General features: G+C 69.4%; 23 protein-coding genes. 5 read left to right on the plus strand and 18 right to left on the minus strand.

Annotation, left to right across the window (positions count from 1 at the left end; genetic code table 11):
• Positions 1 to 155 precede the first annotated feature (155 nt).
• Positions 156 to 929, plus strand: a complete 774-nt coding sequence (locus ACFQ50_RS05505; RefSeq protein ID WP_377994513.1) for a DUF6390 family protein — start codon at positions 156 to 158, stop codon at positions 927 to 929.
• 15 nt (positions 930 to 944) lie between these two features.
• On the opposite strand, the gene ACFQ50_RS05510 is transcribed toward ACFQ50_RS05505, so the two are convergent.
• The 11 genes from ACFQ50_RS05510 to ACFQ50_RS05560 are packed head-to-tail and all read right to left on the minus strand — an operon-like array spanning position 945 to position 10,083.
• Positions 945 to 1,217: a HypC/HybG/HupF family hydrogenase formation chaperone gene (locus ACFQ50_RS05510; protein ID WP_377994515.1), complete on the minus strand. Its 273-nt coding sequence runs from the start codon at positions 1,215 to 1,217 to the stop codon at positions 945 to 947.
• A gap of 14 nt (positions 1,218 to 1,231) precedes the next feature.
• Positions 1,232 to 1,741, minus strand: a complete 510-nt coding sequence (locus tag ACFQ50_RS05515; protein WP_377994516.1) for a hydrogenase maturation protease — start codon at positions 1,739 to 1,741, stop codon at positions 1,232 to 1,234.
• Positions 1,738 to 1,842 carry a DUF6893 family small protein gene (locus ACFQ50_RS05520; protein ID WP_377994517.1) on the minus strand — a complete coding sequence of 35 codons (105 nt, stop codon included), beginning with the start codon at positions 1,840 to 1,842 and terminating at the stop codon, positions 1,738 to 1,740. Before ACFQ50_RS05520 ends, ACFQ50_RS05515 begins: the two co-directional genes overlap by 4 nt.
• Positions 1,843 to 1,853: 11 nt before the next feature.
• On the minus strand, positions 1,854 to 3,254 hold the full coding sequence (locus ACFQ50_RS05525; protein WP_377994518.1) for a hypothetical protein: 1,401 nt from the start codon (positions 3,252 to 3,254) through the stop codon (positions 1,854 to 1,856).
• Entirely contained in the window at positions 3,251 to 3,904 is a 654-nt protein-coding gene (locus ACFQ50_RS05530) for a DUF6084 family protein (RefSeq protein WP_377994519.1), read from the minus strand. The genes ACFQ50_RS05525 and ACFQ50_RS05530 overlap by 4 nt, the downstream gene beginning before the upstream one ends.
• On the minus strand, positions 3,901 to 4,707 hold the full coding sequence (locus tag ACFQ50_RS05535) for a DUF5947 family protein (RefSeq protein ID WP_377994520.1): 807 nt from the start codon (positions 4,705 to 4,707) through the stop codon (positions 3,901 to 3,903). Before ACFQ50_RS05535 ends, ACFQ50_RS05530 begins: the two co-directional genes overlap by 4 nt.
• Before the next feature lies 1 nt (position 4,708).
• Complete coding sequence (locus ACFQ50_RS05540; RefSeq protein ID WP_377994521.1) at positions 4,709 to 5,893, minus strand: NifU family protein; 1,185 nt, start codon at positions 5,891 to 5,893, stop codon at positions 4,709 to 4,711.
• 3 nt (positions 5,894 to 5,896) lie between these two features.
• The gene (locus ACFQ50_RS05545; RefSeq protein WP_377994522.1) at positions 5,897 to 7,690 is read right to left on the minus strand and encodes a nickel-dependent hydrogenase large subunit; all 1,794 of its coding nucleotides are present in this window, start codon (positions 7,688 to 7,690) and stop codon (positions 5,897 to 5,899) included.
• A gap of 28 nt (positions 7,691 to 7,718) precedes the next feature.
• Entirely contained in the window at positions 7,719 to 8,777 is a 1,059-nt protein-coding gene (locus ACFQ50_RS05550) for a hydrogenase expression protein HypE (RefSeq protein ID WP_377994523.1), read from the minus strand.
• A gap of 31 nt (positions 8,778 to 8,808) precedes the next feature.
• The gene (hypB, locus tag ACFQ50_RS05555) at positions 8,809 to 9,750 is read right to left on the minus strand and encodes a hydrogenase nickel incorporation protein HypB (protein ID WP_377994524.1); all 942 of its coding nucleotides are present in this window, start codon (positions 9,748 to 9,750) and stop codon (positions 8,809 to 8,811) included.
• Positions 9,751 to 9,753: 3 nt separating this feature from the next.
• Complete coding sequence (locus tag ACFQ50_RS05560) at positions 9,754 to 10,083, minus strand: hydrogenase maturation nickel metallochaperone HypA (RefSeq protein ID WP_377994525.1); 330 nt, start codon at positions 10,081 to 10,083, stop codon at positions 9,754 to 9,756.
• 67 nt (positions 10,084 to 10,150) lie between these two features.
• Between ACFQ50_RS05560 and ACFQ50_RS05565 the strand changes: the two genes are divergently transcribed.
• Positions 10,151 to 10,456 carry a hypothetical protein gene (locus tag ACFQ50_RS05565; protein ID WP_377994526.1) on the plus strand — a complete coding sequence of 102 codons (306 nt, stop codon included), beginning with the start codon at positions 10,151 to 10,153 and terminating at the stop codon, positions 10,454 to 10,456.
• A 54-nt stretch (positions 10,457 to 10,510) separates the two neighbouring features.
• Here the strand turns inward: ACFQ50_RS05565 and ACFQ50_RS05570 are convergent, their stop codons facing one another.
• Positions 10,511 to 11,140: a DedA family protein gene (locus ACFQ50_RS05570; protein WP_377994527.1), complete on the minus strand. Its 630-nt coding sequence runs from the start codon at positions 11,138 to 11,140 to the stop codon at positions 10,511 to 10,513.
• 133 nt (positions 11,141 to 11,273) lie between these two features.
• Between ACFQ50_RS05570 and ACFQ50_RS05575 the strand changes: the two genes are divergently transcribed.
• Complete coding sequence (locus ACFQ50_RS05575; protein ID WP_377994528.1) at positions 11,274 to 11,804, plus strand: O-acetyl-ADP-ribose deacetylase; 531 nt, start codon at positions 11,274 to 11,276, stop codon at positions 11,802 to 11,804.
• Between the two features lie 15 nt (positions 11,805 to 11,819).
• On the opposite strand, the gene ACFQ50_RS05580 is transcribed toward ACFQ50_RS05575, so the two are convergent.
• Together ACFQ50_RS05580 and ACFQ50_RS05585 are read right to left on the minus strand one after the other, a co-directional pair.
• Positions 11,820 to 12,773, minus strand: a complete 954-nt coding sequence (locus tag ACFQ50_RS05580; RefSeq protein ID WP_377994577.1) for an RluA family pseudouridine synthase — start codon at positions 12,771 to 12,773, stop codon at positions 11,820 to 11,822.
• 130 nt (positions 12,774 to 12,903) lie between these two features.
• Positions 12,904 to 13,260 (minus strand): TetR-like C-terminal domain-containing protein, encoded by a 357-nt coding sequence (locus ACFQ50_RS05585; protein WP_377994529.1) that lies wholly within the window; start codon positions 13,258 to 13,260, stop codon positions 12,904 to 12,906.
• A gap of 4 nt (positions 13,261 to 13,264) precedes the next feature.
• Here ACFQ50_RS05585 and ACFQ50_RS05590 point away from each other — a divergent pair, with 4 nt between their 5' ends.
• Positions 13,265 to 13,693 carry a DUF4188 domain-containing protein gene (locus ACFQ50_RS05590; protein ID WP_377994578.1) on the plus strand — a complete coding sequence of 143 codons (429 nt, stop codon included), beginning with the start codon at positions 13,265 to 13,267 and terminating at the stop codon, positions 13,691 to 13,693.
• A 13-nt stretch (positions 13,694 to 13,706) separates the two neighbouring features.
• Here the strand turns inward: ACFQ50_RS05590 and ACFQ50_RS05595 are convergent, their stop codons facing one another.
• Positions 13,707 to 15,188: a PLP-dependent aminotransferase family protein gene (locus ACFQ50_RS05595; RefSeq protein WP_377994530.1), complete on the minus strand. Its 1,482-nt coding sequence runs from the start codon at positions 15,186 to 15,188 to the stop codon at positions 13,707 to 13,709.
• A 60-nt stretch (positions 15,189 to 15,248) separates the two neighbouring features.
• Here ACFQ50_RS05595 and ACFQ50_RS05600 point away from each other — a divergent pair, with 60 nt between their 5' ends.
• Positions 15,249 to 15,893, plus strand: coding sequence for a YitT family protein (locus ACFQ50_RS05600; protein ID WP_377994531.1), 645 nt, complete (start codon positions 15,249 to 15,251; stop codon positions 15,891 to 15,893).
• 31 nt (positions 15,894 to 15,924) lie between these two features.
• On the opposite strand, the gene ACFQ50_RS05605 is transcribed toward ACFQ50_RS05600, so the two are convergent.
• From ACFQ50_RS05605 to ACFQ50_RS05615, 3 genes are read right to left on the minus strand one after another with little or no spacing between them, the layout of a single operon-like run.
• The gene (locus ACFQ50_RS05605; protein ID WP_377994532.1) at positions 15,925 to 16,827 is read right to left on the minus strand and encodes an Fpg/Nei family DNA glycosylase; all 903 of its coding nucleotides are present in this window, start codon (positions 16,825 to 16,827) and stop codon (positions 15,925 to 15,927) included.
• A complete protein-coding gene (locus tag ACFQ50_RS05610; RefSeq protein WP_377994533.1) occupies positions 16,820 to 21,934 on the minus strand; it encodes a DEAD/DEAH box helicase in 5,115 nt (1,704 codons plus the stop codon). Before ACFQ50_RS05610 ends, ACFQ50_RS05605 begins: the two co-directional genes overlap by 8 nt.
• A 51-nt stretch (positions 21,935 to 21,985) precedes the next feature.
• Positions 21,986 to 23,476: an FAD-dependent oxidoreductase gene (locus tag ACFQ50_RS05615; protein WP_377994534.1), complete on the minus strand. Its 1,491-nt coding sequence runs from the start codon at positions 23,474 to 23,476 to the stop codon at positions 21,986 to 21,988.
• Between the last annotated feature and the right edge of the window lie 85 nt (positions 23,477 to 23,561).

The following is a 23,561-nucleotide window of genomic DNA, read 5'->3' on the forward strand; positions in this document are numbered from 1 at the left end:
CTCCCTGCGAGTGGGTCTTCACAGCATCCGCTTCACGGGCAGGGCTGTCAACGCCTTCGCCGGCGTTCCGGGAATTGCCGACGGCGGGCCGTCCCTTGTCGGCGGAATGGCCCGGTGCTACTTTCAGAAGGACGCTTGCAGAAGGTGGCCACGCCATGGTTGTCGATGGTGCCCAGTTGTTCGTCCGCTATGCCTATCCGCCGAATTCGCGCGGCAGCTGTGGGCCGCCGGACAGTGACGCCCTGCTGCACTACGGGCAGTCCGGCGTCACGGACCAGGGGCTTCGCGAACTGGCCAGGGGCTTCGCCGGCGCGTGGCCCTACCTCGAGCTGATCGCAGGGGCGCACGGCATTGCCGACCCGCTGGACGCCCGCGTGGTGGAGGCCTATTGGGTGGGCAACAGCCTGCTGGATACCGTGGGCATCACCAACCTCGGCAATTCCATGGAGGACCGGTTCCGGGCCCGCACCGGACGGCAGTTCCCGCACCTGGTGGAAGGCGTCCTGGCGGGCGGGGTCCCGCACCACAGCTTCCACGTGTTCGAGATCTATCCGTGGCTGGGCCTGCTCCGCGACGAACGGCGGCACGAGACCGCGCTGAACGTGCTGGACAGGTGCCGGATCCGCTGGGGGCTGGTGCTCGCAATAACTGGCGACGACGCCGTGGTGCAGTCCCGGCCGCTGGTCTGGGACGGCGCAGCCCTGGACATTGGCGAACCCGCAGTGGAGACGGCCAAGTTCGCCGTGAACGGAACCGGCTTCGTGGCGGGGCTGGCCGTGGGCGACGTCGTCTCGCTGCACTGGGACTGGGTGTGCGACAGGCTCTCGGCGCATCAGCTGCAGCAGCTCAAGAACTTTACGGCGCGGCACCTCCGGATTGCCAACAATGGCGTGGAGCACCGCGGCGCGGCCATAGCACTGGAGCACTGACCACCAATCCTGCGGTTAAGGTGACTGCGGCGCCCGCGTCCCGGTCCCGGGATCTGCCGGGCGGCCCATCAGTTCCAGCCCTTCCATGGCCTGTTCCGCGCCCGCGGCGTCGACCCGTTCCAGCGCGAAGCCCATGTGGATCAGGACCCAGGTGCCGGGGTCGAGGGGCCCCTCATCGAGCAGCCCGATGTTGATCTTCCGCTGCACTCCGGCCACATCGACGAGGGCGAGCTGGCCGCCGTAGCCCTCGAGGACTTCAACGACCCGGCCGGGGATTCCGAGGCACATGGAGGGACACCGCCTTACTTGGAAGTGGAAGACCGGTTTGGAGTGGAAGAGTGCTGGCCGAGCAGGGACCCGACGGCGGCGGCGGCCTTGGGCACGGCAGTGGCCACTGCAGCCGAGAGACCGATGCCTTCGGACAGGTCGGCGGGGACGCAGCCGACCACATAGGTTGCAGGCAGGCTGCCACCCATGGACCGAAGCCGGCCCAGCACCGCCGCCGGGTCCATGCCGTGGGGATCGAGCACCGCCCGGCCGTCCAGGTCCGCCTCATTGACCTGCAGCACGCGGATGCTGCCTGGGGCTGACTTCCCGTCGGCGGGCACCGTGTCCACGAGGACAAGGATGTCGACGCCGGCCAGAAGGTCGTAGGCCAGGTGCATGCCCCGGATGCCGTAGTCCATCACGCGAACGCCGGGGGCCAGCGGCCGCGGCTGGGTGGCCAGGTGCCGCGCCACCTCGGGGCCGAAGCCGTCGTCGTGCAGGAACATGTTCCCCACGCCGGCCACGAGGACGCCGCCGCCGGTCACATCCGCCGCACTTTCATGTAGCGCTTGATGTCGGGAACCGAGCGGATTCCGACGTAGATGCCCCAGAGGGCCATCGCTGCCAGCACTGAAACAGTGGCCATTCCTATTGCCTTCATTGCGGGGTTTCCTTTCCCTCCAGCGGTTCGAGTTCGTCGGGGGCGTAGTAGAAGGACCGGCCGTAGCCCTCATGGAGATCGGCCGCCGGATCCTGCTCAAGGACGAGCCCGACGTGGGTGCTGCCGTCGACGTCGAAATGCACGCTGGTGACCCGCCCGGTCTGCCCCCCGAAGAACAGGTCCTGGGCGTCGGCGCGCCGCTTCGGGTGCACGCGCACGCGGCTCCCGCGCGCCACCGCGACGCCGTTGATCACGACGGCGTCCTGGTCAGGCCGCACGCTGGCCTCCGCCTCGGGATTCCACCAGGGGATGTCCTGGCCGGCCGTGGTCCAAACCCCGTCGGGATCCGCGGCGAACGCGTGCGGGCTCCGCAGGGCGCCGTGCAGATGCTGAAGGTCCTCCGGCGACATCGCCTCGCAGCGGTCAATGACGGCGGCGGCCCGCGGGTCCGTCGCCCGCGCCTCGGCCTTTTCCTCATCGGTGAGCGTCAGCACCCGTAACGTGAGGATCTCGTCGATCTCGGTGGAGTCGTACAGTGCCACCGAACTTTCCGGGGCGACGGCGGGGTGGTCATAGAGAATGATGGGCGAGATCAGCAGCACGTCCGTCTGGCCTTCGGGGCCGGCAAGCACGGGCCAGCAGCGGTGCTGGGAACACAGCCCGGCTGCCCGCTGCGCCCACCCGGGCGGGTCCAGCAGGGAGACGAAATCCCCGTCCCGCACGCTCAGCAACAGGTGCGCCCCGATGAAGGAGACCGCAATGGCGCCCTGCCGGTTCCCGGCCGGCAGGGGACCGGCTGGCACTGTAGCGGCTGGTATTGGTTCGGCCGTGTTTGCCGCGGTGACGCTGAGCCGCAGCAGCCCGCCGGAATCTTCGGCGGCGTTGAGCCGCAGTTCACCGCGGAGGGCACGACGGCGGCGCACCAGTCGGCCGGCCGGCCTCCCGGCGCCGTCCTTGAGTTCCTCGACGTCGAGTCCCGCCGGAACGTCCAACGGTACGACCCGTCCTGCCCGGAGCTGGGACACGGAGAAGGGGCCGAACACTTTTTCCTGCTCAACTGCCTCGTCCCAGCTCAGCCAGTTCGCACCGCCCACGGCGAGGCTGTCCACAGGACTGAACCCACCGCCGTCGTTCGCTTTTTCCGCCGTCCGCGTCTGCAGCTGCAGGAAGCGGAAGTGGATTTCCAGCCCGGTCAGGGCTCCCGGGGCAAGCAGGCAGTCGGCGGACATGGAGGGTTCCTCACCGCTGCCGTCCGCCGCGGCGCCCGGGGGACCCAGGATCCCGAACTGCCAGCGGGCCCGGTTCTTCTGGGAGGAGGCACGGTAGGGGTAGAGCAGATAGCCCTCGTAGAGGACGGCGTCTGCGACGGCACGGGCAAGGGCCAGGCTGGTGTTCATGGCCGTTCCCCGGACACATCGGCGGTGGCCTGGGCGAGCAGTTTCTCCATCGTGGCTTCCCACGACGTGAGGCCCCGTCCGGACTTGTACCGGGCCAGCGCCGCCAGGACGTCGCGATCCAGGCGGATCCATCCGGCGTTGGGGAAGTACTGGTCCATCAGGCTGCGCCAGGCCGCGACCGGCAGCGGGTAGGACGCCTCAAGGTCCCAAGGCACCTGTTCCACCGTGAACCCCGTCTGCCCCTTGGTGAACACGGTGCCGGAGAACAGCAGCTCCAGCGGTATCTCGCCATCGCCCAGGGCGTGCAGGTACTTGGCGGCGGCCACGTCGAAATCGAAGGTGCAGGGCAGCGGGAGGTCCACCTCGGTGCTGCCCGTGAACCCCTGCACCATGGTGCTGCACTGCATCCAGAGGAACGACTTGAGCGTGGTGGGCCAGCGGCCGCGCTCGCCGAAGAGGTCCAGCAGGCCCGTCTCCTCCTCGGGCGCGTAGCCGCGGCGCTGCGGCAGGATCCGGACCTGGCAGCGCAGGGCCAGCGCGTGCACCACGGCTCCGGTGGCCTCCGCCACCTGCAGCCTGGCCGTCAGCTGCGGGGCGGCGGCGTAGGGTTCGGGCCGTATCTCCAGCACGGCGAACGAAAGTTCGGTCACCGGAAGCCTCCCCTGCCGGACGCGTTGCCGCCTGCCGCGCTGCCGGACGCCGCGCTGCCGGACGCCGCGCTGGCGGAACCCGCGCTGGCGGAACCCGCGCTGGCGGAACCTGCCGGGGCCGGAACACTGCGGCGGCCGATCCGGTCGAAGAAGGCGGCGAGCTCATCGCGTGCCTCCTGGCCGCCGTCGAACCCCCGCCAGAGGCGGCGCAGCCGGCCCACCAGCTCGTAGCAGGCGTCCACCGGAACGAGGTGGCAGTCGGCGGCCTTGCCCGGACCAGGGCCGCGGATCAGCAGGGCTTCGGTGTCCGGCGCCGCGAGGCCGAGGGCCGGGTTGCAGGCCAGCACGGCGTCCCAGGCGGCGAGGGGCAGCTCCGACTCCGTGGCTCCGGCCGGGCCCGGGTAGAACGCCACCGTGCGGCTGAGTTTGGAGCTGCGGAAGAAGAATGCGAGGCCCACCGGGATTTCCAGTTCGTCCCACTGCCCCGGGCCGAGATCGAAGCCGGGGAAGGAGAGGTACCGGTCAGGCACCGAGCGGTAGCGCATGTGCGCGGCCTCGTCGGTGAAGAGGAGGTAGCAGGGCCGGCAGGTGCACATCATCGCGTGGCTCTCCAGGTCCACCACGTGCTGGTGCGCGTCGGGGATCGGTTCGCCGCACATTTCGCAGCATTCCCCGGCGGCGGGGGCGGGCCGGTTCGCGGAAATCCGCCGCAACAGGGCTACCGGCAAGGCGCCGCTGGCCTGACCGGTCCCCGCACCGCGCCCTGTACCTCCTCCGTTTCCCACGTTCATCTTCATGTCCATCTCAGCGGTCCTGTCCCGCGGCTGCCTGCAGTTCGTGGGCCATGCCGGCTGCCGGTGCCGGGGTGGGCACCGACGCCGCCGGCACAGACACCGCCGGCACGGACACCGCAGGTTCCGGCATGGGGTCTGCCGGTCCAAGCCGCGCCGGAACGTCCCGCCCTGCCGGTGTCACCAGCGGGAGTGCCTGCACCGGCGTCACGGCTGCCGGGGCCGCCGGTACCGGTGGAACCGGGAGCGGTGAGGCCTGCACGGACACCGTCGGGACCGCCACGGACATCACGCCGTTCCGGACCAGCAGCGGGAGTGGCTCCAGGTGCAGGCCTTTGTCCTCGAGGCAGGCGCCGGCCCGCCGCACGTCATAGTGGCCGCGGCAGGTGGGGCAGGTGAGCAGGCCTCCGCCAACCGGTGCCGCGAGGGCGCGCTGCAGCACGGCGCCGGCCATCGAACCGGTGCAGCGCGGGCAGTAATCGCGGTACGCGTAGATGTCCTGACCTGTCCGGCAGGCCAGCACCGCATAGCCGCCGACGAGGAAACCCGCCACCTCGCCGGGTTCGAGCCCTGCAATCTCCGGAACGGGTTCCCAGGTGCCGCCGGCCATGTCGTGCCAGGATTCTGCGGGCATGCCGCCCGCTGGATTGTTCACCCGGACCAGCAGCGAATCCACCGGAATCAGCGCCGGCGCACCCGGCTGCTTTTCCGCCTCGACGACGTCGATGGCCGTCACTTCGGGGGCTGCGTTCTGGATGGCCTCCTCAACGGCGTACTTGAGGGTGACGGACGACGACGGGCAGCCCTGGCAGGTGCCCAGCAGCTTGAGCCGCACCACGCCGTCGGGGCTGATGCCTTCCAGTTCCACGTCGCCGCCGTGGGAGCCCAGGTAGGGCCGGACGCTGTCCAGCGCCGCGGCCACCCGTGCCTCCATCGAATGGGGGTGCAGTCCGTGGATCACCAGGAGCCCGGCCACCAGGCTGTCCGCGGTCAGCGCTTCCAGAGTGCCGTCGTCGAGCTTTCCCTGGGCCTGCAGGATCTCCATGATCCGCTGCAGTCCGGCCCCGTACAGGTCTGTGACCTGCCGGACCAGGTCCTCGGCCCGGCCGCGGGCCACCGCCCCGCCGGAGCCGAGCGCGTCAAGGAGTGTGCCGATTTGGTCGCCGTTCTGCGGCGGCGGCCGGTCCCCGCCGAGCATGGCCTACTCGCCGGTCAGGGTCTGGGTGGGGGAGTGCAGCATGTCCAGCGTCTGCCCGTTGCCCAGGTACATGTGGACACCGCACGGCAGACAGGGATCGAAGCTGCGGACGGTGCGCATGATGTCGATGCCCTTGAAGTGCTCCCGGTCGTTCTCCTCGAAGATCGGCTGCCCCTGGACCGCGTCCTCGTACGGGCCGGCCACGCCGTTGGAATCGGTGGGGCTGGCATTCCAGGGGGTGGGCGGGTAAGGGTGATAGTTGGCGATCTTGCCATCGCGGATCACCATGTGGTGGGACAGGACACCGCGGACCGCCTCGGTGAAACCGCAGCCGATGCCTTCATCGGGGACCTCGAATGTTTCCCACGTCTTGGTGCGGCCCGCCCGGATTTCCTCCAGCGCCTTTTCCGCGAAGTGCAGTGCGGCAGCCGCTGCGTAAGCCTGGAAGTAGGTGCGGGCACGGTTGCGTTCGAGCGTGTTGCTCCACTGCGGGATGTTCCACTCGAAAGTGACGGGTCCCTTCAGCGCGGTCTTGGGCAGGTTGATCTGCACGCTCCTGCCGGTGGCCTTGAGGTAGCCGATGTCCACGAGTCCGGCGAGCGCGGTAGCCCAGAGCCGGGCCAGCGGGCCGCCGCCGGTGTCCAGGGCGAGGTTGTCCTGTCCGTCGAACCAGCGCGGTGACATGACCCAGCTGTACTTGTCCGAAAGATCGCGCTTCTGCGGCCGCGGGTTGGTGTGCTGGTTCCAGGGGTGCCTGCGGTCCACCGGGTTACCCAGCGGATCGTGGGTGACGAACATTTCCTGGCCTTCCCAGTCCTCGTAGTACGAGGAGCCGAGCATGATCCGCAGGCCCAGGTTGATGCGGACCAGGTCGGTGGTGACCAGCTTGCCGTCCACCACCACGCCCGGCGTGACGAACATCTTCCGGCCCCACTCGGTCATGTCCTTGTACTCGAAGTTGCAGAAGTCCGGGTCCTGCAGCGAACCCCAGCAGCCCAGAAGGGTCCGCCGCAGCCCCACCTGCTCGTAGCCGGGCAGGGCCTCGTAGAAGAAGTCGAACAGGTCGTCGTGCATCGGGACGACCTTCTTCATGAATTCGACGTAGCGCATGAGGCGGGTGAGGTAGTCCGTCATCAGCTGGATGGTGGCCACTGTCCCCACGCCGCCCGGATACAGCGTGGAGGGGTGGACGTGGCGGCCCTCCATGAGACAGAACATTTCACGGGTGGCGCGGCTGACCTGCAGCGCTTCCCGGTAGAACTCGCCGGTGAACGGGTTCAGCGAGCGCATGATGTCGGCGATGGTCCGGTAGCCGTGGTCGGCCTCGTGGGGTGCCCTGGTGTTTTCCGCCTTGGCCAGGACGCCGGGGTTGGTTTCGGAGACCATCTTTTCGCAGTAGTCCACGCCGACGAGGTTCTCCTGGAAGATGTTGTGGTCGAACATGTACTCGGCGGCCTCGCCCAGGTTGACGATCCATTCGCCCAGGTTCGGGGGCTTGACGCCGTAGGCCATGTTCTGTGTGTAGCAGGAGCAGGTGGCGTGGTTGTCCCCGCAGATCCCGCAGATCCGGCTGGTGATGAAGTGCGCGTCCCTCGGGTCCTTGCCTTTCATGAAGAGGGAGTAGCCGCGGAAGATCGAGGACGTGCTCTTGCATTCCACGACCTGGTTGTTCTCGAAGTCGATCTTGGTGTAGATGCCGAGGCTGCCGACGATCCTGGTGATGGGGTCCCAGTTCATCTCCACCAGGTTGTTGTTACCCGTTCCGCTTCCGGAACCCATGGGAATTGTTGACGTCATTGTCTTCGCCTGTCTGGAAGTGGGTGGGTTACCAGGTGCGCCGGGCCCCGGTGAGGAGCTCGGGTCCGGGCCGGCGCCACTTGGGCTCCTGGTCCAGCGTGTGCGTCGTGATGCCCCGCAGGGTGCGGATGGCAGCGCCGTAGGGGCGGATGGTGCTGGTGGACAGCTTGCCGCCGGGAGGCTCGTCCATGAACGGCATGAACTTGTCCGGGAAGCCCGGCATGGTGCAGCCGATGCAGATGCCGCCAACGTTGGGGCAGCCGCCGATGCCGTTCATCCAGCCACGCTTGGGCACGTTGCACTTCACCACGGGACCCCAGCAGCCGAGCTTGACGATGCACTTGGGGGAACCGTATTCGGTTGCGAAGTCGCCCTGCTCGTAGTAGCCGGCCCGGTCGCAGCCCTCGTGGACCGTCTTGCCGAACAGCCACGTGGGGCGCAGTGCCTCATCCAGCGGAATCATCGGTGCCTGGCCGGTGGCCTGATAGAGCAGGTAGGTCATGGTTTCGGAGAGGTTGTCAGGCTGGATCGGGCATCCGGGCACGCACACGATGGGAATGCCGGCCTTGGACTTCCAGTCGTAGCCCAGGTAGTCCGGCACGCCCATGGCGCCGGTCGGATTGCCCGCCATGGCGTGAATGCCGCCGTAGGTTGCGCAGGTTCCGGCGGCGATGATGGCCGTGGCCTTGGGAGCCAGGCGGTCCAGCCATTCGCTGGTGGTAATGGGCTGGCCGGTCTCAAGGTCGTTGCCGAACCCGCACCAGTAGCCGCCGGGGTCGTGGAGTTTCTCGTTGGGGATTGATCCCTCGACCACCAGCACGAACGGTTCCAGTTCGCCGCGGTCCGCTTTGCGGAACCATTCCAGGAAGTCGTCTGCCCCTTCCTGCGGGCCGCATTCGAAGTCAATCAGTGGCCAGTGCATGGCGATCTTCGGCAGGCCGGGCAGCGCCCCGAGGGCGATTTCCTCGACGCTCGGCTGGGTGGCCGCGGTCAGCGCCACCGAGTCGCCGTCACAACTGAGCCCTGCGTTGATCCACAGCACGTGGATAAGGGCTTCTTCGGCCTTGAGGGAAGTTTCCGTAGGCATCGTTGCCTCTTTTCAGTGCCCCCTGCGGGGCTCAGTGTGCTTCTGTCAGGGAGCCGGTCAGGGGTTCTGACCGGGCTGTCCCGGGGATCGGCGCCGCCGCGGAGGAGGTGCCGCCATCGAGCCAGCCGTACCAGGCGGCGAGGCCTTCGCCGGTGGTGGCGGACAGCGTGAGGAATTCGGCCCGCGGATTGATCTGCCGGATGCGGCGCAGGCACTCGTCGACGTCGAAGTCGACGTAGGGGAGCAGGTCCGACTTGTTGACGATCACGAGGTCGGCCGCCATGAACATGTGCGGGTATTTCTGGGGTTTGTCATCACCTTCCGTAACCGAGACGATCACCACCTTGGCTGTTTCGCCAAGGTCAAAAAGCGCGGGGCAGACGAGGTTGCCCACATTTTCAATGAAGACCGTGGAGCCCGGCTCCGGGGATAGCGCATCAAGGCCGCGCTGCAGCATGTCGGCGTCGAGGTGGCAGCCTGCTCCGGTGTTGATCTGGATGACGGGGCGCCCGGTGGCGCGGATGCGGTCCGCGTCGAGGGAGGTCTCCTGGTCCCCTTCGATCACGCCTGCGTTCAGGCGCCCGCCGAGCTCGGTCAAAGTGCGGACCAGCAGGGTGGTCTTGCCAGCGCCCGGCGAACTCATGACGTTGAAGGCACGGACTCCCCGGCCGGCAAGCCAGCCGCGGTTTGTGGCGGCCAGCAGGTCGTTCTTGGCCAGCACGTTCTGTTCGAGCACGATGGTCTCCGTGCCCGGATCCGCATGGTGGTGCGCGTTGACATGCCCGTGGTGGTGGTCGGGGGAGTCAGCGTGGACGTGGGGGTGCTCATGGGAGTCTGCGTGCTCGTGTGTGTATGTGCGCCCGTGCTCGTCCGTATGGCTGTGCGGGTGCCCCTGCCCGGGCGCCTGCAGTTCGCCTGCGAGGTTTGAAATGCGGGTGCCGGCGTCATCGCCGCAACCGCATGTTGTACACATGTCCTATGCCACCTCCACGGACATCAGCATCAGCTCACGGCCGCCGAGGACTTCGACGTCCGCGCTTCCGCAAGGGCAAAGCAGGATGAGATCGCTCAGGCTGAATTCGGCCTGGCAGGTGCGGCACCGTCCCCGGCCCTGCGGTTCCTCGATCTGCAGCCGCGCGCCGGCCAGCGGAGTGCCCGCCGTTGCCACGTCAAAACAAAAGCGCACGGCATCAGCCAGTACGCCGGAAAGGGGACCGATCCTCAGGTTGACCGCCGTGACCGTCCGTTCGCCTGTGCGGTTGAGAACGGCGTCGATAAGGCCCTGCGTGATGGAGAGTTCGTGCATAATCGCGCCCCTTCCTGCCAAGATAGGCTCGCGCCAGACAAAACGCAACCGGCGCTAGGGTGGGAGGATGCCGTCCTTCCAGACCAGACTCAAGATCACCGGGCTGAAGCCGGGCAACCCTCCCGAAGCCGTGATGGACACCGCCGTCGAGTCGCTGCGGTCGCGGCACCACGTGGAGTCACACCAGCTGGAACTGGCCGGCGGTGTGCCGCAGCTGAACCTGCGGTTCCTCGTGGAGGCCACCGCATACAGCAGTGAGAACAGTGCAGCCCGGGAGTCGGCCGCCGTGATGCGCGACGCCGTCGAACGCGTTGCGCTGACAGGCTCACTTTCGGTGCTCCGCCGCAGCCGCGGCCGCTGGGCGTCCGTTTAGGCTGGGCGCGTCTTTTGGGCTTGGGCGCGCGTTTTAGGCTTGGGCGCCGGGACCTTACATGCCTGGCCCGGGGGCGCTGCCCGGTTCGTCCACCGGGGAGCGGTCGCCGCGCCGGCGGGTGACGATGAGGCCCACGACAGCACCGATCACCAGGCCAACGGCAACACCGATCAGCGAACTCGCCCAGAAGGGCAGCCGCGTGGCGGAGCCCGTGAAGTAGCCGAGACCCACGAGCCACGTCGCCCACAGCACCGCTCCCAGCCCGGCGCACAGGCTGAAGCCCCGGGTTGAGACGTCGGCGATGCCCGCGGCGGCTGACGTCGCAAGCCGGCCCCCGGGGATGAACCGGGCGCCGATGATGGTGCCGTAGGCGGAGGACCGGCCGGCCTTGGCGATGGCCTCGTGGATGCCACGGTGGACCTTCCGGCCCCACGTCCAGCGGTCCAGGATATGGCTCAGCCTGCGCTTGAACAGCTGGAACACCACCATGTCGCCCAGCCACGATGCGGTGGCGGACAGGAGGCCGACCAGGAACAGGTTGGCCCGGCCCTCGGCGGACAGGGCACCGCCCGTGATCAGCACCATCTCGGACGGGATGGGCGGAAAGATGGCATCGCCGAGCACAGCGGGAACGATCCAGAAGTAGATCGCGGTGCTCCACGTGTCCGGATTGCCGAAGTCCATCTGCACAACGTACCGCACACGGAAGGGGAGCGCGCCGGGAGCATGGCCCCCACGTGGCAGGACTCTCCGCCCGGCGGACCCTGTCCGCCTGGCGGGCCTACGACTGGCCGCGGGACAGTGCCACACTGGCTGCATGCGGATAGAGATCGTTGAGGGTGACATCACCGGACGGCCGGTGGACGCGGTAGTCAATGCGGCCAATTCCTCGCTGCTGGGCGGCGGTGGTGTGGACGGGGCGATTCACCGCGCGGCTGGGCCTGAACTGCTGGTCGCCTGCCGCGAGCTGAGGGCGACGACGCTCCGGGACGGGCTGCCCGTGGGTGCTGCCGTGGCCACCCCCGGGTTCGGGCTGCCGGCGCGCTGGGTCATCCACACCGTCGGGCCCAACCGCCACGCAGGGCAGACCAACCCGGCACTGCTGGCGTCCTGTTTCACCGAGTGCCTGCGGGTCGCCGAGGGCCTGGGTGCCAGGTCGTTGGCCTTTCCCGCGGTGAGCGCGGGGGTTTACGGCTGGGACGCCCGCCAAGTGGCGCAGATAGCCTTCGACGCCGTCCGGTCCTATCCCGCCCGTTCCGGGGAAGGTGGCGTGGAGCTGGTGGAGTTCGTGCTCTTCAGCCCGGAAACCGTGGCGGTCTTCCGGACTGTCCTTGAAGGTGCTTCCTAGCGGACTTCGGCCTGGTTAGCGGACTTCGCTCAGCTGGAGGCGGCTGCGGTACTCGACGGCCGCCTTGGTGATGGGGTCCACGAACCGGATGCCGCGTGCCAGCAGCTGGAGCGGTTTGGTGTAGTCGTCGGGTGCCTTGTCCAGCAGCTCGGGGTAGAACGAATCGTGCAGGATACCCAGCCCCAGTGAGGCCATATGCACGCGGAGCTGGTGGGTTTTCCCGGAATGCGGTTCGAGCCGGTACAGGCCGAGGCGTCCTGCTCCGGCGGCCGTCTGGCCGCCGGCAGCACCGCCGTCGAACGTCCGCAGCAGGTCGATGCGCGTCTCCGCATTCGGCTCGCCGTCGATGACTTCCGCCAGAAGGTAGCTCCGGGACTTGGTCATCCGGTTGCGGACCACTACCGGGAATTCGACGGCGGGATGCCCTGCGGCCGGTTCCGCCGCGGACACGCACTCGTATTCCTTCTGGACCTGGCGCTTTTCGAAGAGCACCTGGTACTTCCCCCGCGTCTCGGGGTTGGTGGAGAGCAGGAGGATGCCCGCGGTCATGCGGTCCAGGCGGTGCATCGGGATCAGGTCCGGGAGGTCCAGCTGGTTCCTGAGCCGGACCAGCGCCGATTCCTGGATGTATGTGCCGCCGGGGGTGGTGGGCAGGAAGTGCGGCTTGTCCACCACCAGGATGTGCTCGTCCTGGTGCAGGATGTTCAGCTCCACGGGCAGCCGGGTTTCCGGTGGGAGGGTGCGGTAGTACCAGATGAAGGTGTGGTCCTCGAGCCTGGTGCCGCGGTGCAGGGGGATGCCGCCCTCGCCCACGATCTCGCCGGCATCGAACCGGTCCTCGATGCCCTGGGGGTCGATGTGCCCCCAGCGGTGCATCATGTAGTCCATTGCGGTGTCCCAGGGCCCCTCGTCCGGGAGACGCAGGCGGGTCGCGTTCACGCCGTCGCGCACGGGAAGGGGGGATTGCATCACCGGTCCATTCTACTTTGCGCCCGAATCCCGCCTTCCCCGCCCCCACTTCGACGGTTCCCTGCCCACTCGACGGCCCGCGCCGTCGAACACGCAGGGAACCGTCGAAACGGCAAGGGACACCCCCGGGTCAGGCGGCCCAGCCCCGGATCATCGCGTCCAGCGCCGCGGAATACGCCGACTGCCAGTCGGTTTCCGGAGGGCCGACGCGCGCCAATTCCAGGCTTACGAGGCCATGGACCTGTCCCCAGATGGCCGTGGCCACCGCTTCCACGGGCACCTGCAAGAGGGTGCCGGCGGACTGCGCCGATGCCACGGCCTCAGCCAGCGGAGCCATGGCGCCAGCGGCGACCTCGGGGCTCGGCTGGCACTCCGTGTAGGCCGCCATGGCGCCGCCGAACATCAGGCGGTACAGGGCCTGGTGCTCCAAAGCCCAGGTCCTGTACGCCACGCCCAGGCCGCGCGGGTCTGTGACTGTCTTCCTCATCGGCATGCGTGCGAACCGGTGGTGGAAGGTGGGAACCGTGGCCAAGGTTGCGGCGGCAATGCCCAGGATGCTCCGCCACCTCGCCGGGAACCCGGCGTCGGGCATGCTGGGATGCGAGCAGTGGTTTGGGCGCACGACTGTCATGGTCAGCTACTGGGAAAGCCCGGAGCACCTGCAGAAGTTCGCGGCAGACCGTGAGTCACCGCACCTGGAGCCCTGGCGCCGGTTCATGAAGGAGGTGGCCGGTTCAGGGGATGTGGGCGTGTGGCATGAGACGTACCACGTGCCTGCCGAGGGGATTGAAACCATCTACAACGGGATGCCGCTCTTCGGCCTGGCCAAGGCTACGGCGCAGGTCGCCGTCGGGCCGGGCAGCAACACGGCGCGGCAGCGCATTGGGCGGCCGGGTAGATCCGCTCCCGCTGGAGCTTAGGCGCCACCGCAAGTCAGGCGATGGCGGTGGCGGGCGAGTCCCGCAGTGTCCGCCGGAGCTGCGGGGCGGCGTCCAGCCTGTCCTGGGCCGCCCGCAGCGCGAGGACTGCGGTCTCCAGCTGGTCCGGCGGCAGGGTGAACGGAATGCGGAGGAAGTTTTCGAACACCCCGCCCACACCAAAGCGCGGCCCGGCGGCAAGGCGGATGCCGAACTCCGGGGCGATGACGGTCAGGGCCGTGCTGCTGGGTGACGGCAGCCGGCACCAGGCTGCCAGGCCGCCGTCGGGCCGTTCCGCCTCCCATTGCGGCAGGTGCGCCTGCAGCAGTTCCAGCAGCGCGGACCGGTTCTCCCGGAGCGCAGACAGGCGGGCCGGCAGGGGGTCGGCCAGGTTCCGCACCAGGTGCGCCGCCGCAAGCTGCTCCACCACCGGACCGCCCAGATCCATCGTGGTCCGGACGGCCGCGAACCGCTGAATCAGGCTCTCCGACGCGCGGATCCACCCGGTGCGCATGCCCGCCCAGTGGGACTTGCTCAGCGATCCGATGGACACCACGGCCGGGCTGAAGGAAGCCAGCGGTGCCGTCGTGGCGCCGTCGAGGTTTAACTCACGGAGCGTCTCATCCACCACCAGGACAGTGCCCGACGCCGCAGCGGCGCGGACCAGGCGGCGGCGCTGCGCGTCGGGCATCAGCCGGCCGGTGGGGTTGTGGAAATCCGGGACCGTGTAGAACATGCGGGGCCGCTGCTGCGCGAGGGCTGACTCGGTCGAGTCCAGGTCCCAGCCCCGCTCCGGCGCAGGCGGCAGGGGCACCGGAACCATGCGGCAGCCGGTGGCGCGGATGGCGTCCAGCGCGTTCGGGTAGGTTGGCTGCTCCATGAGGACCCTGTCCTGTTTGCCGACCAGCGCCCGCAGCACGACGTTGAGGGCATGCTGCGCGCCGGACGTCACCAGAATCTGGCTGGCCGTGGTGGGCACACCGGCGTCGGCATAGTGGCCGGCAATCGCCTCCCGAAGGGCCGGCACGCCCAGGGCGTCGTAGCCGAAGCCCGGCAGCAGGGCGGGCAGCTCCGTGAGGGCGGCGGCGAAGGCCTGGTGGACCGCCTCGCCGCTGGCCGGGAGCGACGCATACGCGAGGTCGATGACGCCGTCGGGAACAGCCAGGCCCGGCGCCCCCGATAACGCCGCCCGGGAGTCCCGTTCCTGGCCTGCTGTGTAGGCCGTCCGCGGCAGGCACGTGCGGCCGCGAGTGCCCTGGCCGCTGCTCAGGAACCCCTGTTCGCGCAGGCTTGCATACGCCGCCGTCACAGTGGTGCGGCTGACGGCGAGCGTCGCGGACAGCGTCCGCTCGCTGGGCAGCGCGGTGCCCAGCGGGATGCGTCCGTCCAGGACCAAAAGACGGACGACGTCGGCCAGCTCGCGGTAGGCGGGAGCGTTGCCGCGGTGCCACTGGCCCAGGGAGCGGGCGAGGGCGGTGGGCGTGAGTGATCCGGACATGGGGCCAGTATTTCAAACTGGCCATGGAAAACAAGGCCAGTGCTACCGCAGGATGGTTCAATGATGATCCGCAGACTTGTACAGCTCTTCACCGGCCTCGCCATGTACGGCATTTCGCTGGCCCTCTTCATCCGGGCCGGACTCGGCCTGGACCCCTGGGACGTGTTCCACCAGGGTGTCGCCGGCAAGACGGGCCTGAGCATCGGCGTCGTGGTCATCATCATCAGCTTCCTGGTGCTCCTGCTGTGGATTCCGCTGCGGCAGCGGCCGGGCTTCGGTACCCTGTGCAATGCCGTCCTCGTGGGCGTCTTTGCCGACGTCGGGCTCGCCCTGATCCCCTCGTTCTCGCACCTCGGGGGCCAGATCGCGATGCTGGGCGGTGCGGTGGTGCTGAACGGGATCGCCTCCGCGTGCTACATCGGTGCCCGCTTCGGCCCCGGCGCCCGTGACGGGCTCATGACCGGCCTGGCGCGGCGCACCGGCTGGTCCGTGCGCCTGTCCCGCACCCTGATCGAGGTGGTGGTGCTCGGCGCCGGCTGGCTCCTGGGCGGTTCGGTGGGCGTGGGAACAGTGGTTTATGCGCTGGCGATCGGCCCGCTGGTCCAGCTGCTGCTGCCCTATTTCATGGTTCCGGCCGCCCTCGGCAAAACCGTCGATCCAAAGTCCGGGGACCGCGAGGGCCAGTCCGAGGTGGCCACCTCCTGACGCTGGCCACCCGCAGCCGTCCCGACACTGTTCAGGCGTCGGAGCCGCCCAGCAGCGGCTGGCATGTCGGGCAGAAGTAGATGTCGCGCTCCTCGGTGACCGCCGGGGGCGCGCTGCCGGGATTCCCCGCCGCAGCCATTCCCGCACCACTCTTGCCCGGCACACTCTTCCCCAGCACGCCGTGCCGGATGGGCGTCCGGCAGCGCAGGCACGGCTGGTGCTCGCGCCGGTACACCCAGTAGCCCGGACGGCCGGCTGCCCGGCCCACCGGAGTTCCGCGGGCGTTGAGCAGGGTGGTCCGGCGGCCCGGTCCCAGGTTCGCCTCGAGGAGCTGCTTGGCGTCGGCGAACATGGCCGGCCAGTCCTTCACCGCGGCAACAGGCGACGCCGGGTGGATGCCGGCCAGGAAGCACACCTCGCAGCGGTAGATGTTCCCGATGCCCGCGAGGTTGCTCTGGTCCAGGAGGGCCACGCCCACCGGCACGTCCGGCCTCGCCAGCACCCGGCGCTCGGCCTCGGCCGGGTCCCAGTCCGGGCCCAGCAGGTCCGGGCCGAGGAACCCCACAGCCCTGTCCTCCTCGCTGGTCCTGATCACCTCGAGCAGGCCAAGGGAAAACCCGACGGCGTCTGCCGCGGCCGTACGGATCACGCACCGGGCCGTGAATCCCGGCTTCCGCCACCTGCCGCCCGGCGGGTAGACCTGCCAGCTGCCCTCCATCTTCAGGTGCGAGTGGATGGTCAGCCGCTCCTGGGCAGGTCCGGCCAGCCGCATCAGCAGGTGCTTGCCGCGGGGAACAACCTCCTCCATGGTCCAGCCGGCCAGGTTCAGCGTGGCGAAACGGGGCACGCGGAAGTCGGACGCGAGAAGTTTCTGGCCTGCAAGGGCAGCGTGCAGCTGGTTGGCGGCACGCCAGACGGAGTCACCTTCAGGCACGGATTCTCAGCCCCTTTGGGGTGGAGTAGGCCCCGGCGGCCGTCAAGGCCGATGCCGCAGCGGTGTCGAGGATGCCGTGGCCGTTGACCTTTTCCATCACGAGCTTGTCCACCGCGCCCCGTTTCACCACGTCCACGAGGGCACCGGCAGCCGCGGCGAGGACGGATTCGTCTTCGGCAAAGACCAACAGCGTCTTGCCGCCACGTTCGACATACAGCACCAGCGCGCCGTCGACCAGCACCACCAGCGCCCCGGCTTTCCGCCCCGGCCGGTGCCCGGTGCCTGCTTCGACATTGCCGGCCGGCCACGGCAGGGCGGCGCCATAGGGGTTGGCCGGATCCGTTGCCGCCAGGGCCAGCGCCACGGGTTCCGGCTTGGCCAGCTGGGCGTCCTCCGTGTACGAGCGCAGCCGGTCGACGGTTGCGGGCACGGCAAACTGGGCAGCACCGAGATGCTCGATGAAGTACCCCCGCCTGCAGCGTCCGGCCTCCTCCAGCCGGGCCAGGACCTTGTACATGAGCCCGAATCCACCCAGGATGTTCTCCGCCATGACCGAGCCGCGGGTCACCACGCCATACCTGTCGAGCAGCAGCTCCGCGGTGGCCCGGGCGTGGACAGTGGGGTCGAGTTCAGGTGTCGGGAGTGCAGACCAGCGCCCAGCAGCGAGGGGCGGGGTGGGCACCGCGCCGCCGGCCGACCCGTACCGTCCGCCGGACAGGCCCGGCGAGCCGAGCAGGCCCGCGCCGTGCGACCGTCCCAGCCGGCTGAGGCGCGGCGCCCTGGCCCGCGGCGAACGCGCAACCTGCCGGTGGGCAGTGTGCCCGCCGGCGATCAGCGACCGGACCGGGGCGAACGTGTCCCCGGTGACCCGGCCGGCCCACGCCAGATCCCAGATCGCCGACACGACGTCCTGGTCGCCCAGCACCGCGTCCATGCCGCCGGCAATGTCCGTCAGCTGCCGGAAAAAGTAGCCGCCACCGTTGGCCTGCAGATGGTCCAGCAGCCGCCGCTGGGCGTCGCCCGGTTCAAAATCCGGGGCCGGATTCAGCGTCAGCTCCACCGAATCCGCCAGGTGCAGGCTGATCCAGCCGTCGTTGCCGGGCAGCGCACCGGCGCCTGACCAGAGGACCTCGCCGGCGGCCATGAGCTCGTCCAGCATGGCGGGCTGGTAATTGGACACCCTGCTGGCGAGCACCAGCGGTTCCCAGGCCGAAGCCGGGATGGGCACGCCGGAAAGCTGGTCCACGGCAGTGATGATGCCGTCGAGTCCGCGCAGCCCCGGCTGTCCCCGTCCAGCGCCGGGCGTGCGGATGTTCTGCCAGGCGGGCAGAAACCTGCCGTAGGCGGTGACGTCGACGGGCTCCACCTCGGCCCGCAGCGCAGCGAGCGAACGGCGGCGGAGCTTGCGGAGGACCTCGGCGTCGCACCATTCGCTGCCGGCCAGTGCCACTGCCGCGGAGGCGACGGCCGACGCCGCCGCGGCCTCCGCGACGGGGTCAAGGCCGGAATCGCGATCCGACTCGGCAGCTGAGCCTTCGCCAGCGGGCTCTGCGGCGGGAGGCTCCGTGTGGGGCCGGAACTCGCCCTCAACCACGCGGCCGTCGGCCGCCAGCCGCTTCAGGGCAGTTCCGACGACGGCGGCACCAAGTCCCAGCCTGGCCGCGGCTTCGGTGGCGGTAAACGGGCCATGGGTGCGGGCATAGCGCGAGACTAGGTCGCCCAGCGGGTCCGCCACCGGCTCGATGAAGGCAAGCGGGACGCCCATGGGCAGCGGAACACCTATGGCGTCGCGCAGCCTGGCCGCGTCTTCCACGGCGGCGAAGCGTTCGGCGCCGGCGATGGTCACCTTGATGGCCCGGTTCGCCCGCTGCAGGGCCGTGAGGTGGGCGGCGGCCCCGGAAACTGTGGCCTCGGACGGCGGGGTGTCTGCGGGCCTGGTTTCGACGGGTTCAACCAGCGGAGAGTCGACGGGCTCAGCCTGCGGAGAGTCGGCGGGCTCAGCCGGCGGGGCGAGCCTGGCGGCGACTTCCCCGGGGTCCAGGGGGCCGAGCAGCCGCAGAAGATCGGCCACGCCCTCCATGCCGCGGACTTTCCGGTCGGGGGCAAGGCGCTGCAGCTCGCGTTCGGTGGCGTCGATGACCCGGGCGTCCAGGAGTTCGCGCAGTTCCACCCGGCCGAGGAGTTCGTTGAGCAGCGTGGAGTCGAGGGCCAGCGCGGCCGCCCGCCGTTCGGCGAGCGGGGAATCGCCTTCGTAGAGGAACTGCGCCACGTAGCCGAACAGCAGCGACTTGGCGAAAGGGGACGGCTGCTGCGTGGTGGTCTGGACAATCCGGAGCTCGCGCCGCTCCACCGAGGCGGCGATGTCCTTCAGCGCCGGCAGGTCGTACACATCCTGCAGGCATTCACGGACGGTTTCCAGCACGATCGGGAACTGCGGGTACTTCCGGGCAACATCCAGCAGCTGGGCGGACCGCTGCCGCTGCTGCCACAGCGGCTGCCGCTTTCCGGGCGTCTGCCGGGGCAGCAGCAGGGCGCGCGCCGCGCACTCGCGGAAGCGCGACGCAAACAGGGCACTGCCGCCCACCTCCGCGGTGACAATCTGCTCCAGCTCCTCGGGGTCGAACAGGAACAGCTCCGCGCCGGGCGGCTCGTCCTCCATCATCGGGACGCGGAGCACAATGCCGTCGTCGGCGGCCATGGCTGATCCGTCCAGCCCGTACCGCTGGTGCAGCCGCTGGCCCACCGCGAGGGCCCAGGGTGCGTGTACCGGCATGCCGAAGGGGCTGTGCAGGATGACCCGCCAGTCGCCGAGTTCGTCGTGGAACCGTTCCACCACCAGGGTTGTATCGCTGGGGACCACTTCCGTGGCCAGCTTCTGTTCGGACAGGTACTGCAGGAGGTTGTTGGCGGCGTAGTCGTCAAGGCCGCTGGCCTTGCAGCGCTCGGTGGCAGGGCCGGCGTCGGACGCCGACAGTTCGCGGACGAACGCGCCAAGGGCTCGGCCCAGGTCCACGGGACGTCCCAGCGAGTCACCCTTCCAGAAGGGCAGCTTGCCGGGCTGGCCGAACGCCGGCGAGACGAGCACGCGGTCGTGCGTGATGTCCTCGATCTTCCAGCTGGTGGCACCCAGGGCGAAGATGTCGCCGACGCGGGATTCATAGACCATCTCCTCGTCGAGTTCGCCGACCCGCCGGCCGCCCTTGGCCGGGGCCGTGCCCGAGCCCTTGCCGTCACCCGCTCCCGCAGGTGAGGCCGAGCCCTCCGTCTCCGTGCCGATGATGTAGACGCCGAACAGCCCGCGGTCCGGGATGGTGCCGCCGGACGTGACCGCCAGCCGCTGGGCGCCCGGCCTGCCCTCGATGGTCCCGGCGTTGCGGTCCCAGACGATCCGCGGGCGGAGTTCGGCGAACTCATCCGAGGGGTACCGGCCGGCCAGCAGGTCCAGCGTGGCCTCGAAGGCGGACCGGGGGAGCGTGGCGAACGGTGCCGAGCGGCGGACGGTGGAGAACCATTCCTCCACGTCGATGCTGCCCAGCGCGGTGGCCGCGACGGTCTGCTGGGCCAGGATGTCAAGGGGGTTGGCCGGGACACTGAGCCGCTCGATCTTGCCATCCAGCATGCGCTCAACGGTGATGGCGGTGTGCACGAGGTCAGCCCGGTGCTTGGGGAACAGGTAGCCCTGGGAGATCTCGCCCACCTGGTGCCCGGCACGGCCCACCCGCTGCAGCCCGCTGGCCACCGAGGGCGGCGACTCGACCTGCACCACGAGGTCCACGGCACCCATGTCGATGCCGAGTTCCAGCGAGGACGTGGCCACCACGCAGCGCAGCCGGCCGGACTTCAGGTCGTCCTCGATCAGGGCACGCTGGTCCTTGGACACTGAACCGTGGTGGGCGCGGGCCAGCAGCGGATCGGCCCCCGCAGTGCTGCCGGCCTGCGCCATCATGTGGGCGGGTGTGGCGGTCGACGCCGGAACGCCTCCGGGTGGGGGCGGGGCGGGGTCATCCCAGCCTCCGCCCACGCTCAGGAGCTGGCGTTCCGCGTGGATCTCGTTGAGCCGCGCGGTCAGGCGTTCCGCCAGCCGGCGGGAGTTGGCAAAGACGATCGTGGACTGGTTGGCCAGCACCAGGTCCACGATCTTTTCCTCCACATGGGGCCAGATGGAGGCCTGCGGCTGCAGTCCGGAAGCCGGCCCGGAATCGAAGGCCCCGGCTGCGCCCTGCAGATCGGACATGTCCTCCACCGGGACGGACACCGTGAGGTCCCAGTTCTTCCGCGAGGGCGGGGCCACGATCTCCACCGGGGCGGAACCGGCCAGGAACTGCGCCACGAGTTCCCGCGGCTCGACGGTGGCCGAGAGCCCGATCCGCTGCGCCGGTGCGGGGAGCAGGGCGTCAAGTCGCTCCAGGGAGACGGCAAGATGAGCTCCGCGCTTGGTGCCGGCCACGGCGTGGACCTCGTCCACGATCACGGTGTCCACCTCGCTGAGCGTTTCCCGTGCCCTGGACGTGAGCATCAGGAACAGGGATTCGGGGGTGGTGATCAGGATGTCCGGCGGGTTGCTGAGCAGGGCGCGGCGGTCCGAGGCGGGGGTATCCCCGGACCGGACTCCGACGGTGATCAGGGGAGCCGGCAGGTCAAGCCGCTTGGCAGTCTGGGTGATGCCGATGAGGGGCGACCGGAGGTTCCGTTCGACGTCGACGCCAAGCGCCTTGAGCGGTGAGATGTACAGCACACGGGTTTTCCGCTTGGGCTTCCGCGCCCGTGACTGCCTGGTCTTGGTGCCGGCCGGAGGCTCTTCGAGGCCGGGCAGCGCGGCAGGATCAGGGCCGGCAGCCTCGGGCAAAGCGGCAGCCGGTGCAGCCGACCCGGACACCAGGAGCCTGTCCAGCGCCCACAGGAACGCCGCCAGGGTCTTGCCGGAGCCCGTGGGCGCGACCACCAGGGCGTGTGAGCCGGACGAGATCGCGTTCCAGGCGCCCTGCTGGGCGGGGGTGGGCTCGGAGAAGGCACCGAGGAACCACTCCCTGGTGGGCCGGCTGAACTGGCCCATCGGGTCCCCTGGTGAAGTGCCGGTGGACGTGCCGGCAGGCTCCCGCGGTTGCATGCCTCCATCATGCCTCACGGCACTGACACTGAATGAAGCACCGGGGATGCCTTACCCGGCCGGCGGAAGGTCCCGGGTGGCCGGCCCCTCCAGCACCTGCCCCGTGCTGCTGAACCGGGAGCCGTGCAGCGGACAGTCCCAGGATTTTTCGTTGTCGTTCCAGTGCAGGATCCCGCCCAGATGCGTGCAGACGGCAGACAGGCTGCACGTCGTTCCATCAACGGTGGAGGTCGCCACGGGCTTCCGTCCGCGCATGGCCACGGTGCCCGTGCCCTCCGCCGGCGCGGTGCCGTCCGACGGAGGCAGCTGCCGGACCCTGCCCCAGTCCTTGGCCAGCGTGGCGGCCACGCCCGCGTTGAGGGTTACGGCGGAGGCAGCGCCCGGAGGTGACGTCACGCGGCGGTGGATGGTGTTGGCCCACGGCAGCTGGCCGCCGAGGATGTCCGCCGCGATGCCCAGGGATGCGGCCACCGCGTTGGTCATGCCCCACTTGTTGTAGCCGGTGGCGAAGAGGATGCGCCCACGGCCGCGGGGCAGCTTGCCGAAGAACGGCATGAGGTTAGTGGCCTGGTAATCCTGCGCGGACCACGTGTGCGTGACGGTGGCATCCGGGAAATGCTGCCGCGCCCATGACAGGACGTTCTCCAGATGTGCCTGTTCCGAGCGGGCTTTGCCCACCGGGTGCCCGTTGCCGCCCACCAGCAGGAGATTCCTTCCGTCCGCCGGGTAGTCCCGGAGGGAACGCACGGGCTGCTCCACGGAAATGTACATGCCTTCCGGCGGTGCCGCGCCTCCTGCCAGCTCCAGGGCTGCGGCGTAGGAGCGGTTCGGCTTGAGCTTGGCGAAGTAAAGGCCGCGGTTCAGGATGGGGCTGCCCGTTGCCAGCACCACCGAGTCGGCCTGGACCGATCCGCGGTCAGTGTGGACGGTCGACGGTCCCGCGCCCGTGACGTTCCGGACCCGGACCCCCGTGACGATCCGGCCGCCGTGGCCCCGGACATCCGCTGCCAGCGCGGTGAGCACATCCATGGGGTTGATCTGGGCCTGCCCGCGAAGGCGTACTGCTCCCCGGATGGGAAACGGCAGCCCCGCATCGCGTACGTAGTCCACCTCCAGGTCGGCGGCGAGGGCAGCCGTGAGCTCCCCGCGGACTGCCTCCGTGCCCTGCTGTGTGGCGGCGTAGGTGTAGGCGTCGCGCAGCTGGAACGGCACCCCGCGCTGCTCCATGTACCGCAGCAGCCACGCCTGCCCTTCCCGGTTGCCGGACACATAGGCGTCCACCACTTTCTGGGGGTACTGCTGCCGGAGGGCGGAAAGCACGGTGCCCTGCAGCAGGGTGACCTTGGCGGTGGTGTTGCCGGTGGCCGCGGCACCCAGTCCCCGTGCCTCCAGCACGAGCACGTCCTGTCCCGAGCGCGCCAGCAGCAGCGCCGTGGTCAGTCCGGTCAGGCCCGCACCCACCACCACGGTGTCAAAGGATTCGCCGGGGGTGAACGGGTCGCCGGTGAAAGTGTCGGTACGGTCCAACCAGAGTGACGTCACGTGTCTCTACCTGCCTTTGGCCTGCGTCTTTGTCGCGGGGCGTTCCCGCGGCAGGCCCGGCGCTGCCCGCCAGACCCCGACGTAA

This window comes from Arthrobacter sp. NPDC056493, assembly GCF_042795115.1.
Taxonomy (GTDB): domain Bacteria; phylum Actinomycetota; class Actinomycetes; order Actinomycetales; family Micrococcaceae; genus Arthrobacter.

Bases quoted from the DNA above. Each gene is read 5' to 3' on its own strand.
- ACFQ50_RS05505 (WP_377994513.1), top strand. From the start codon at position 156: ATGGTTGTCGATGGTGCCCAGTTGTTCGTCCGCTATGCCTATCCGCCG.
- ACFQ50_RS05510 (WP_377994515.1), bottom strand. From the start codon at position 1,217: ATGTGCCTCGGAATCCCCGGCCGGGTCGTTGAAGTCCTCGAGGGCTAC.
- ACFQ50_RS05520 (WP_377994517.1), bottom strand. From the start codon at position 1,842: ATGGCCACTGTTTCAGTGCTGGCAGCGATGGCCCTCTGGGGCATCTAC.
- ACFQ50_RS05525 (WP_377994518.1), bottom strand. From the start codon at position 3,254: ATGAACACCAGCCTGGCCCTTGCCCGTGCCGTCGCAGACGCCGTCCTC.
- ACFQ50_RS05535 (WP_377994520.1), bottom strand. From the start codon at position 4,707: ATGGACATGAAGATGAACGTGGGAAACGGAGGAGGTACAGGGCGCGGT.
- ACFQ50_RS05540 (WP_377994521.1), bottom strand. From the start codon at position 5,893: ATGCTCGGCGGGGACCGGCCGCCGCCGCAGAACGGCGACCAAATCGGC.
- ACFQ50_RS05545 (WP_377994522.1), bottom strand. From the start codon at position 7,690: ATGACGTCAACAATTCCCATGGGTTCCGGAAGCGGAACGGGTAACAAC.
- ACFQ50_RS05550 (WP_377994523.1), bottom strand. From the start codon at position 8,777: ATGCCTACGGAAACTTCCCTCAAGGCCGAAGAAGCCCTTATCCACGTG.
- hypB (WP_377994524.1), bottom strand. From the start codon at position 9,750: ATGTGTACAACATGCGGTTGCGGCGATGACGCCGGCACCCGCATTTCA.
- ACFQ50_RS05560 (WP_377994525.1), bottom strand. From the start codon at position 10,083: ATGCACGAACTCTCCATCACGCAGGGCCTTATCGACGCCGTTCTCAAC.
- ACFQ50_RS05565 (WP_377994526.1), top strand. From the start codon at position 10,151: ATGCCGTCCTTCCAGACCAGACTCAAGATCACCGGGCTGAAGCCGGGC.
- ACFQ50_RS05570 (WP_377994527.1), bottom strand. From the start codon at position 11,140: ATGGACTTCGGCAATCCGGACACGTGGAGCACCGCGATCTACTTCTGG.
- ACFQ50_RS05575 (WP_377994528.1), top strand. From the start codon at position 11,274: ATGCGGATAGAGATCGTTGAGGGTGACATCACCGGACGGCCGGTGGAC.
- ACFQ50_RS05580 (WP_377994577.1), bottom strand. From the start codon at position 12,773: ATGCAATCCCCCCTTCCCGTGCGCGACGGCGTGAACGCGACCCGCCTG.
- ACFQ50_RS05585 (WP_377994529.1), bottom strand. From the start codon at position 13,260: ATGAGGAAGACAGTCACAGACCCGCGCGGCCTGGGCGTGGCGTACAGG.
- ACFQ50_RS05590 (WP_377994578.1), top strand. From the start codon at position 13,265: ATGCGTGCGAACCGGTGGTGGAAGGTGGGAACCGTGGCCAAGGTTGCG.
- ACFQ50_RS05595 (WP_377994530.1), bottom strand. From the start codon at position 15,188: ATGTCCGGATCACTCACGCCCACCGCCCTCGCCCGCTCCCTGGGCCAG.
- ACFQ50_RS05600 (WP_377994531.1), top strand. From the start codon at position 15,249: ATGATGATCCGCAGACTTGTACAGCTCTTCACCGGCCTCGCCATGTAC.
- ACFQ50_RS05610 (WP_377994533.1), bottom strand. From the start codon at position 21,934: ATGCAACCGCGGGAGCCTGCCGGCACGTCCACCGGCACTTCACCAGGG.